Annotated in this window: 7 protein-coding genes; 5 read left to right on the top strand and 2 right to left on the bottom strand. The window is 73.5% G+C overall.

What is annotated here, in order from left to right; genetic code table 11:
* Positions 1–1,143 (bottom strand): PAS domain-containing protein (locus SSBG_RS07270; RefSeq protein ID WP_037869147.1); only part of this gene is annotated, 1,143 nt, incomplete at its 3' end.
* A 179-nt stretch (positions 1,144–1,322) separates the two neighbouring features.
* Here SSBG_RS07270 and SSBG_RS07265 point away from each other — a divergent pair.
* A complete protein-coding gene (locus tag SSBG_RS07265; protein ID WP_008745553.1) occupies positions 1,323–2,735 on the top strand; it encodes a C4-dicarboxylate transporter DctA in 1,413 nt (470 codons plus the stop codon).
* A gap of 75 nt (positions 2,736–2,810) precedes the next feature.
* Here SSBG_RS07265 and SSBG_RS07260 read toward each other — a convergent pair whose 3' ends face one another.
* A complete protein-coding gene (locus tag SSBG_RS07260; protein ID WP_234010403.1) occupies positions 2,811–5,960 on the bottom strand; it encodes a GH92 family glycosyl hydrolase in 3,150 nt (1,049 codons plus the stop codon).
* A 186-nt stretch (positions 5,961–6,146) separates the two neighbouring features.
* Between SSBG_RS07260 and SSBG_RS07255 the strand changes: the two genes are divergently transcribed.
* The 4 genes from SSBG_RS07255 to SSBG_RS07240 form a co-directional block, all read left to right on the top strand.
* Positions 6,147–6,950, top strand: a complete 804-nt coding sequence (locus tag SSBG_RS07255; protein WP_199781437.1) for a carbon-nitrogen hydrolase family protein — start codon at positions 6,147–6,149, stop codon at positions 6,948–6,950.
* Between the two features lie 735 nt (positions 6,951–7,685).
* Positions 7,686–8,141, top strand: coding sequence for a MerR family transcriptional regulator (locus SSBG_RS07250; protein WP_008745550.1), 456 nt, complete (start codon positions 7,686–7,688; stop codon positions 8,139–8,141).
* Positions 8,125–8,460 (top strand): thioredoxin family protein, encoded by a 336-nt coding sequence (locus SSBG_RS07245; protein WP_008745549.1) that lies wholly within the window; start codon positions 8,125–8,127, stop codon positions 8,458–8,460. Before SSBG_RS07250 ends, SSBG_RS07245 begins: the two co-directional genes overlap by 17 nt.
* Positions 8,461–8,637: 177 nt before the next feature.
* On the top strand, positions 8,638–10,595 hold a 1,958-nt coding region (locus tag SSBG_RS07240), incomplete at its 3' end, for a HelD family protein (protein ID WP_008745548.1).

Here is a 10,595-nt window from a genome sequence, read left to right as displayed (position 1 = left end):
CGGTTCGCCGACCGCCCCGGTCATGCGGTCCGTGAGCGCCTGGGCCAGCTCCAGTTCGGCCGTCGCGAACTCCACCGCCTCCTCGGGGCGCCCGAGTTCGACCAGCGAGACGACCGTGTGCAGCCGGTTCGCCGCCTCGTGCGCCTGCGCCCGCAGCGCCTTGCCGAAGCTGCGTTCGGCGTCCAGCTCGCCCATCAGCGCCCGCAGTTCGGTGTGGTCCCGCAGGGTCACCACCGTCCCCGAGCGCTGACCGCCGGAGACGGGCGAGGTGTTGACGACGAGGACGCGTTCCTCGGTCAGGTGCACCTCGTCCACGCGCGGCTCCGAGGCGAGCAGTGCCCCGGTGAGCCCGCGCGGCAGGCCCAGTTCGGCGACGGGGCGCCCGACGTAGCCGCCGGGCGGCAGCCCGAGCAGTTCACGGGCCCCGTCGTTGAGCAGGGCCACGGCCCGGTGCCCGTCGAGCATCAGCAGTCCTTCCCGCACCGCGTGCAGCGCGGCCTCGTGGTAGTCGTGCACGAGGGCGAGTTCGGTCGCGTTCATGCCGTGCGTGTGCCGGCGCAGGCGCCGGTTGATGACGTACGTGCCCGTGCCGCCGAGCAGCAGCGCCGCCGCCGCCGTCACGAGGAGCAGCAGCACCTGGTGCCGCAGCCGTTCGCTGATCGCCGTGACGTCTATGCCGGCGCTCACGAGTCCCGTGACGCGGTCGCCGTCCTTGACCGGGGTCACGACCCGCACCGAGACCCCGAGCGTGCCCCGGTACGTCTCCGAGAAGGTCCGCCCGCGCAGCGCCTCGGCGCGGTGCCCGAGGAAGCGCTCACCGATCCGGTCCGGCGTCGGGTGGGTGTAGCGGATGCCCTCGGGGGACATGATCGTCACGAAGGTGAGGTCGGCCTCGCGGCGGACCTTCTCCGCGTACGGCTGGAGGACGCGGGTCGGCTCGGGCGCGCCGACCGCCTCGCGCACGGTGGGCGCGGCGGCGATGGCGAGCGCGGCGGCGGTGACCTGCCGCTCGGCGGCGGTCCGCGCCTGGCGGCGGTCGCTCACGTACGTGAACAGCGCGCAGCCCGCGACGACGAGGGCCACGAGGAGCACCTGCATCGCGAAGAGCTGACCGGCCAGGCTCCGGGGACGGGGAAGACGCATCGGGACAGTGTGCCCAAGAAGGGCGCACGCCGGAGCCCCCGGGGCAGGTCCGCGCGACCTCAATGACCGAAACGGTGACCCGGGTCACACCGTACGGGATAGTCGCCGCAGCCCGGCGTGCGCAGCGAGCCGCAGTCTCCGCACGCCGCCCCCGACGATGACGTCCCCAGGAGGAACCCGTGTCAGCCACCGAGGCAGCCGTCCCCGAGCCCGAGGGACACGGGCCCGCGACCCCGCCGCCCGCCGCGCGGGGACGCCGCGACAAGAGCCACTACCTCTACCTCGCCGTGATCGGCGCCGTGATCCTCGGGATCGTCCTCGGCTTCGCCGCGCCCGGCGTGGCCGTCGAGCTGAAACCGCTCGGCACCGGCTTCGTGAACCTGATCAAGATGATGATCTCGCCGATCATCTTCTGCACGATCGTTCTCGGCATCGGTTCGGTGCGGAAGGCCGCCAAGGTCGGCGCCGTGGGCGGGCTCGCGCTCGGCTACTTCCTCGTGATGTCGACCGTGGCGCTCGCGATCGGCATCCTCGTCGGCAACCTCCTGGAGCCCGGCCAGGGCCTCCACCTGACCGAGTCGGTGCGCGAGGCGGGCGCGGCGCAGGCGCCGAAGGCCCCCGAGTCGACCGTGGACTTCCTGCTCGGCATCATCCCGACGACGCTCGTCTCCGCGTTCACGAGCGAGAAGGTCCTCCAGACGCTCCTGGTCGCGCTCCTCGTCGGCTTCGCGCTCCAGGCCCTCGGCAAGAGCGGCGAGCCGGTGCTGCGCGGTATCGGCCACATCCAGAAGCTCGTCTTCCGGGTCCTGGCCATGATCATGTGGGCGGCCCCGGTCGGCGCCTTCGGCGCGATGGCCGCCGTGGTCGGCGAGACGGGCGTCGACGCGCTCAAATCGCTCGCGGTCATCATGATCGGCTTCTACGTGACGTGCGTGCTCTTCGTCGTCCTCGTGCTCGGCGCGCTGCTGCGGCTCTTCGCGGGCGTCAACATCCTGCTGCTCCTCAAGTACCTGGCCCGCGAGTTCCTGCTGATCCTCTCCACCTCCTCGTCCGAGTCGGCGCTGCCGCGCCTCATCGCGAAGATGGAGCACCTCGGCGTCTCGCGCCCGGTCGTCGGCATCACCGTCCCGGCCGGCTACTCCTTCAACCTCGACGGCACCGCCATCTACCTCACGATGGCCTCGATCTTCGTCGCCGAGGCGATGGACCAGCCGCTCTCGATCGGCCAGCAGATCTCGCTGCTCGTCTTCATGATCATCGCGTCGAAGGGCGCGGCGGGCGTCACGGGCGCCGGGCTCGCGACCCTCGCGGGCGGCCTCCAGTCCCACCGCCCCGAACTCGTGGACGGCGTCGGCCTGATCGTCGGCATCGACCGCTTCATGAGCGAGGCGCGCGCCCTGACGAACTTCGCGGGCAACGCGGTGGCGACGGTCCTGGTCGGCACGTGGACGAAGGAGATCGACAAGGACCGGGTGGACCAGGTCCTCGCCGGGAAGCTGCCGTTCGACGAGAAGACCCTGGTCGACGAGGCCGAGGCGGAGGGCGCGATGCCCGAGCCGCGGACGGAGGAACTCAGCCCCTCCGGCGTGTGAGCAGCGGGGGTCCGGGGCGGAGCCCCGGGAGGCGGGGTGCGGGGGCGCCGAGCCCCCGCACCCCGCCCCACCCCGCTACGCGGCGGGGCAGAGGTGCAGGGCCAGCACCCCCTCGCCCTGCGTGGCGACCGTCACCTTGCCGACGACCCCGGCGTCCCCGCTGTTGGCGAGCCGGAAGTCGGTGCCGCCGTTCTCGCCGTTGTGGAAGGCGGCGTCATCGACCTCGAAGACGGCCGTCTTCCACGTGTCGGTCCCCGTCTTCGCGACCTCGGGCGTCGCCTTGTAGGCGTCGCCCACCGCGTCGTACTGGAGACTCCAGCCGCCCGTGCCGTGGTCGAAGTACTCCACGCTCACGGTCGCCCGGTAGTTCCCGCCGGGAACGGTCGTGTTGTCCACGTCGAAGTACTGGAACGGGGACCCTTCCGTCGTCTCGTGCCCGGAACGGCCCGCCTTCTCCACGACGTTCCAGTGCCCGTCACCGTTGTCGCGGGCGCGCAGCCCGCACTCGGTGTCCTCCGCGCCGAGCGTCGCGCAGGCCGTGGCCGTGCCGTCCGGGTCGGGAACGGTCACCACGACGGCCCCGCCGGGCAGTTCCTCGCCCGAGGACGTACGGAACGAGATCTTCACCGGGTGGTAGCCGGACGGCGTGTCCTTCGCCGTGCTGATCGCGACCGGCACCTCGGCCGTCCGCGCGTGCCGCAGGCTCAGCGTCCCGGAGGACGGCGAGACCTTCACGTGCGGGTCGTCGGTCGAGGCCGCCCAGCGCACGGCGGAGGGCCGGCCCGCGAGCGCGGAGACGCCCACCGTGCCCTTGAGGCCCTTGCCCGCCTCGGTCACCCGCGTGCCGTTCGGCGTGAGGTAGCCGACGGCGGACCTCTCGTACGCCCGCCAGGACGGCGGCGCCGCCTTCGCGGAGGTCGCCCAGTGCTTGTCGGGGCGCGTCGAGAGCGAGAAGTCGAGCTTCCCGCCGCGCGTCACGACCTTCTCGGGCAGCGACGTCGACTCGAACGTGCGGCCGTCGAGCTTCGCGCCGGTCACGTACGGGGCGTCCGCCGCCGCCTTCGGGGCGGTGACGCTCAGCGTGCGGCCCGTGCCGAGGTGGATCTCGGCGCGCCGGAACAGCGGGCTGTTGAGCGCGATCGCCGGGGTGCCGGGCGTCGCGGGCATCATGCCGAGCGCGGCCCACACGTACACCGAGGACTGCGCCCCGTTGTCGTCGTTGCCGGGCAGCCCGTCGGGCGCCGTCGTGTAGATCTCGTTGACCATGCGCCGGGCGACCTCCTGGGTCTTCCAGGGCTGGCCCACGTAGTCGTAGACCCACGGCGCGGCCGTGTCGATCTCGTTGCCCATCCACGCGTACGGCTCGTTGCCGCCCGCGTTGAGCTCCTTGAAGAAGGCGTCCAGGCGCGGGATCGCCTTGTCCTTGCCGCCCATCGCCGTCACGAGCCCGGCGAGGTTCTGCGGGACGAGCCAGTTGTACTGCGCCGCGTTGCCCTCGTCGTAGCCGTCCTGGCCGAAGGCGCTGTCCGGCGGCTTGACGAAGCCGGGGCCCGCCGGGAAGGAGCCGTTGTCGTCGCGCGGGCGCAGGTAGCCGGTCGCGGGGTCGAAGATGTTCTGCCAGTTCTGGCCGCGCTTGGCGTACTCGCGCGCGGTCGCCCTGTCACCGACGCGTCCGGCGAGCTGGGAGATCGCGAAGTCGTCGATCGCCCACTCCAGGGTCTCCGAAGCCCCCTGGAGGCCGTGGTCGCCCTGCGAGTCGCTGTTGTTGGGCGCGTAGCCGAGCCGCACGTAGTCCTCGACGCCGGGCCGGGCGATCCAGCCCCAGCCGACCTTCTGGGACACGGTCGCGTTCTTCTTCATGATCGGCAGCGCCGACCTGATGTCCACGTCCTTCGCGCCGAAGGCGACGTACTGGGCGAAGAGCGGCACCCCGTTGTCGCCGTTCATGACGTTGCCCGTCATGTTCTGCGCGGGCCACTTCGGCCACCAGCCGCCCTGCTGCTGGGCGTCCCTGAGCAGCGAGTTGGCCATGTCGCCCGCGCGCTCGGGGTACAGCATCGTCTGGAGCGGGGCGAGCGAGCGGTAGATGTCCCAGTCCGAGAAGGTCCCGTACTGGGTGTGCCCCTTCGCCACCTTGCGGATCTTGTTGTCGAAGCCGATGTAGCGGCCGTCGACGTCGTTGAAGACGCTGGGCGACTGGAGCGAGCGGTACAACGACGTGTAGAAGGTCGTCAGCTGGGCGTCCGTGCCACCGCCCACCTCGATCTTCCCGAGCGCCTCGCGCCAGTCCGCGCGCGTCCGCGCCTGCACCTTCCCGGTGTCCCAGCCGGGTATCTCCGTGGTCAGGTTGCGCGCCGCGCCGTCCTGGCTCACGTACGACATGCCGACCTTGGCGGTCACCCGCCGGTCGCGGGCGGTGTCGAAGGTGAGGTACGCGCCCGAGTCGGCGCCCTCGGCCTTCGAGGAGCCCTCGGTGACCTTGCCCGCGCCGTCCCACGTGCCGTGCGCGGTGAACGGGCGGTCGAAGCGGATGTCGAAGTGCAGCGTGTACCGGCTGTTGTTGCACAGCCCGTGCGGCGTCACGGTGCCCGCGACCTCGCGGTCGCCGACGAGGTGCGCCTCGGCCGCGTAGTCGCCGCCCAGGCTCGTACCGGACTTCACGAGGACCTGCGCCCGCGAGCCCTTCGGGTACGTGAACGAGGCGATGCCCGCGCGCGTGCGCGCCCCGATCGAGACATCGACGCCCGAGTCGGCGAGGCGCACCTTGTACGCGCCGGCCTCCGCCTCCTCCTCGGCGTGCGAGAAGTGCTCGGTCCGCCCGGCGGGCTTCTCGCCGATCGCGCCCGTCACGGGCAGCAGCGGGATGTTCCCGAACGAGGAGCAGCCGCCCGAGAAGTGGTCGAGGCTGAAGCCCTTGATCCGGTCCGAGTCGTAGGAGTAGCCGGTGGGCCCCTCGGCCGTGTCCGGGCTGAACTGCATCATCCCGAAGGGCGCGGTGACGCCGGGCCAGGTGTTCTCCCAGTCGGTTCCCTTTTGCGTCCCGATGAACGGGTCGACGTAGCGGCTCGGATCGGTGACGAGCGCGGTCCCGCCGCCGTGCCCGTGTCCGCCCCCGTGCTGCGTGGCGGCGGCAGCGGGCGGTACGGCGAGCCCGCACATGGCCAGCACCAGGGCGGCGGCCCCGGCTCCGCGCACCGCGCGCGGTCTGTTCCTGAATCCCCACATACGTGGTTCTCCTCCATCGCGGCGGCACCGGCGTGATGGCTGACATCGTTGTCAGGTGTTGGGGAGGAGTCTGTGCCGAGGCTGAGGGGGAGTCAAGGGGGTGGCGGGTGCCTTCGGCGCGGGCAGGGGCGACCATGGGGAGGACGTTGCCGAGAGGGAGGACGTACGACGATGACCACGACGGTGCTGAGGCTCGCGCTGGGCCAGCTCACCTCGGGCCCCGAGCCCGCGGCGAACCTGGACCTCGTGCGGGAGCGCACGCGCGAGGCCGCCGCCGGGGGAGCCCGGCTCGTCGTCTTCCCCGAGGCGACGATGGCGTGCTTCGGCATCCCGCTCGCACCGCTCGCGGAGCCGCTGGACGGGCCGTGGGCGGAAGGCGTCCGCGCGATCGCGGCCGAGCACGGGATCGTCGTGGTGGCCGGGATGTTCACCCCGGCCCCGGACGGCCGCGTCACGAACACGCTGCTCGCGACCGGCCCGGGCGTCGAGGCCGCCTACGACAAGATCCACCTCTACGACGCCTTCGGCTTCGCCGAGTCGGCGACGGTCGCGCCGGGCTCCGAGGTCGTCACGATCGACGTGGACGGCGTCCGTACGGGCCTGGCGACCTGCTACGACGTGCGCTTCCCCGAACTCTTCCGCGCCCACGCGGACGCGGGCGCGCTCCTGAGCGTCCTCCCCGCCTCCTGGGGCGCGGGCCCCGGCAAGCGCGAGCAGTGGGAACTCCTGGTCCGCGCCCGGGCCCTGGACGCGACGCTGTACGTGGCGGCGGTGGACCAGGCCGACCCGGAGGCGAGCGGCCTGCCCCGCTCCGGCAAGGCGCCGACAGGAATCGGCCACAGCCTGCTCGCGGGCCCGGACGGCACGGTCCGCGCGACGGCGGGGGCGGAGCCGGGGGTGGTCTTCGCGGAGGTGGACGTGGCGGAGGTGACGACGGTGCGCGAGACGATCCCGGTACTGGAGAACCGGAGGCTGGGGGTCCGGGCGTGAGCGGGGGAGGGGGCGCGGCCACGGGGTGAGGCCCCCCGCTCGCGGCATTCGGGGTCCTACGCCGCTCCCCGCCCGTGTCCGCCCCGCCCCGGCCGGGTGCCCGGCCCGGGCGGCCCGGTCCCACTCGCCCAGGGCCGGCACCAGCGCCCCGCTCACGACGAGAAGGGTGCCCGACAGCGCGAGGAAGCCGCGTCGCCCGGCGGCCCGTATCCCCTCGTACCGCTCCCGCGACACCGGCACCCGGTCCTTCGTGCGCGTGTCGAGCGCCGACCAGCCGCCCGTTTCGGCCCGCGCGTCCTGGAGATCGCCGAAAGCCGCGAAGGCCGTCCCCGTCACGAGGAACCCCGCCAGTACGAGCCCCGCGCAGCCCAGCCGCACCGCCCGAGGCAGACAGCGGAAAGAGGCCCAGAGCGTGGACCGGTCCGCCCCGGCCCGCAGCCACCGCAGGAGCGCCGCCGCACTCGCGGGAAACGCCGCCGCGAACCCGGCCACCACGAGCCATCCCGCCCCGGCGGCCCATCGCGCGAAGGGCGCTCCCGCGCACAGCCCCAGCGCGACGAGCAGGGCGCCGCAGACGAGGGCCGGGCCCGCGTGCCAGGTGAAGGACCGTCTCATGCGTCCAGCCTCGCAGAGCCGTCGTCCCTGGTCACTGCCGGTTCCCGGCAGAGCTGGACCGCTCGGGCTGGCCTTGACGTCGGCGTCAGGTCCTACCGTCGTGGCATGGACGAGGGCGAGATGCGGATCGGGGAGCTGGCGGAGCGCGCGGGGACGACGACGCGGGCGCTGCGGTACTACGAGGCGCGCGGGCTGCTCGCCGCGCGGCGCGACGGCCAGGGGCACCGGGTCTACGGGGCGGCCGACCTGCGCCTCGTGCGGCAGATCCGCACGCTCCAGGAGGTCGGCTTCGGGCTGGAGGAGACGCGGCCCTTCGTGGAGTGCCTGCGGGCCGGGCACGAGGAGGGTGACACGTGTCCCGCCTCGCTCGGCGGCTACCGCCGCAAGCTCGCCGAGATGGACGCCCTCGTCGCCCAGGTCCTCGCCGCCCGCGCCCGCGTCGCCGCGCAACTGGCGCGCGCGGAGGGGGCGGTACGGGCCCTGGCGGCCGGGACGCCCCCGGAGCCCGGCTGCGCCCTCGCCCCGCTGCCCGGCACACCCACGGTCAAGGAGACCCCTCATGCCGGCCAGCCCTGAAGTCACCCGCCTCACCGACGACCGCTTCGCGTCCGAGGCGCTGCTCGCCCCCGGGCTCGTCCTCGTGGAGTTCACCGCGACCTGGTGCCCGCCCTGCCGTCAGCTCGCCCCCGTGCTCGCCGGGCTGGCGCGCGAGCGGGCCGGCGCGCTGCGGGTCGTCGCGCTCGACGTGGACGAGGCGCCGCTGACGGCCGCGCGGTTCAAGGTGCTCGCCGCGCCCACGATGATCCTCTTCCGCGACGGCGAACCCCTCGGCACCCTCGTCGGCGCCCGCTCGGGCCGCAGGCTGCGCGAGGACCTGGACCGGATGGCCGCCTGACACCCCCGGCCCGCCGCCCGTACCGGCCGGGCACGAGCACACCCCCCCCGGCACGCGAAAACGCCCCGGCCACTTGAGGCCGGGGCGTTTCGACGCGTATACTGAGCGATTCCGCGCTGCCATAATACGGGCAAACGGAAGAGCGTGTACTCGAATAGTAGCGGGCAGGGAGCAGTCTTGTCAAACGAGACCGGCACGGCCGGGAACGGTCAGGAAGCGAGCCGGGAGGAGCGGGCCCGCGCGGAGCTGCGCGCCGAACAGGCGTACGTGGATCTGCTGCACGGCTGCCTCGACGCCCTCAGGGACCGGGCCGAGGGCGCGGCCGGCGACGCCCTGCGCCCGGTCGGCAACGCGCACCAGGCGCAACTGGAACGCTCGATCGCCGCTTTCGAGTACGGCAAAACGCTCGCCGAACTCGACGGCATCGAGGAAGGGCTCTGCTTCGGCCGGATCGACCAGCGCGACGGCGTCACGCACCACATCGGCCGGATCGGGCTGCGCGCCGACGACAGCGAACGCACCCCGCTGCTCATCGACTGGCGCGCCCCCGTCGCGCGCCCCTTCTACCTCGCCACCGGCCTGCACTCGATGGGCGTGCGCCGCCGCAGGCACCTGACGACCAAGGGCCGCACCGTCACCGCCCTGCACGACGAGACCCTCGACCTCGAAGAGAGCGCCCCCGGCGCCTTCGAGAACCCGAGCGGCGACGCCGTGCTGCTCGGCGCGCTCGGCGCCGCGCGCACCGGGCGCATGGGCGACATCGTGCGCACCATCCAGGCCGAGCAGGACGAGATCATCCGCGCCCCGCACCGCGGCGTCCTCGTCGTCGAGGGCGGCCCCGGCACCGGCAAGACCGCCGTCGCGCTGCACCGCGCCGCGTACCTCCTCTACGCGGACCGCGAGCGCCTGCACCGCAGCGCCGTCCTGATCGTCGGTCCCGGCGGCGCCTTCCTCAACTACATCGGGGAGGTCCTGCCCTCCCTCGGCGAGACCGGCGTGTGGCTCGCGACGCCCGGCGAGCTGTACCCGGGTATCAAGGCGACCGGGACGGACACCCCGCGCGCGATTGCCGCGAAGGGCGACGCCCGCATGGCGGACGTGCTCGCGAGGACGCTCGCCGACCGGCAGGCGCTCCCCGATCCCGTACTGGAGATCGCGCACGAGGACCACGGGACGCTCACCCTCGACCGCGCCACCGCCGCCGAGGCGCGCGAACGCGCCCGCGCCGCCCTCGTGCCGCACAACCTCGCCCGCCCCCACTTCGCCTTCCGGGTCATCGACGCGCTGACCGCGCAGCTCGCCGACCGCATCGGCGCCGACCCCTACGGCGGCCCCAACTTCCTCGACCCCGCCGACATCGCGGAACTCGGCAAGGAGATCGCGGCGAGCCCGGCCGTGCAGGCCGCGATCGACACGCTCTGGCCCCGGCTCACCCCCGAGGAGTTCGTCACCGCCTTCCTCGCCGCGCCCGACGCGCACCTGCCCGCCGAGGACGCCGACGCGATCCGGCGCGCCCCCGGCACCTGGTCCGGGAGCGTCTTCACCCCCGCGCCCTGGACCCCCGCCGACGTCGCGCTCCTGGACGAGGCCGCCGAACTCCTCGGCGAGGACGACTCCCTGCGCCGCGCCGCCGAGGCCAGGCGGCGGCGCGAGGAGGCCGAGTACGCGCAGGGCGTCCTCGACGTGGCCGCCGCCTCGCGCACGTACGAGTTCGAGGACGAGGAGTCCGAGGTGCTCGGCGCCCAGGACGTCGTGGACGCCGAACGGCTCGCCGAGCGGCACGAGGAGCGCGACCGGCGCAGCGCGGCCGAACGGGCCGCCGAGGACCGCACGTGGGCCTTCGGGCACATCATCGTGGACGAGGCGCAGGAGCTGTCCGCCATGATGTGGCGGCTGCTCATGCGGCGCTCCCCCAACCGCTCGATGACCCTCGTCGGCGACCCCGCGCAGACCGCCGACCCGGCCGGCTGCCGCTCCTGGGACCGCATCCTCGCCCCGTACGTCGGCGACCGCTACGCCTACCGCCGTCTCGACGTCAACTACCGCACCCCGGCCGAGATCATGGACGTCGCCGCCGCCGTGCCGCGTGCCGCCGACCCCGGCTTCGCCGCGCCCCGCTCGGTGCGCTCGACCGG

The organism is Streptomyces sp. SPB074 (genome assembly GCF_000154905.1).
Taxonomy (GTDB): domain Bacteria; phylum Actinomycetota; class Actinomycetes; order Streptomycetales; family Streptomycetaceae; genus Streptomyces.
The sequence above is the reverse complement of the archived record's forward strand: the minus strand, read 5'-3'. Positions and strand labels throughout refer to the sequence as shown.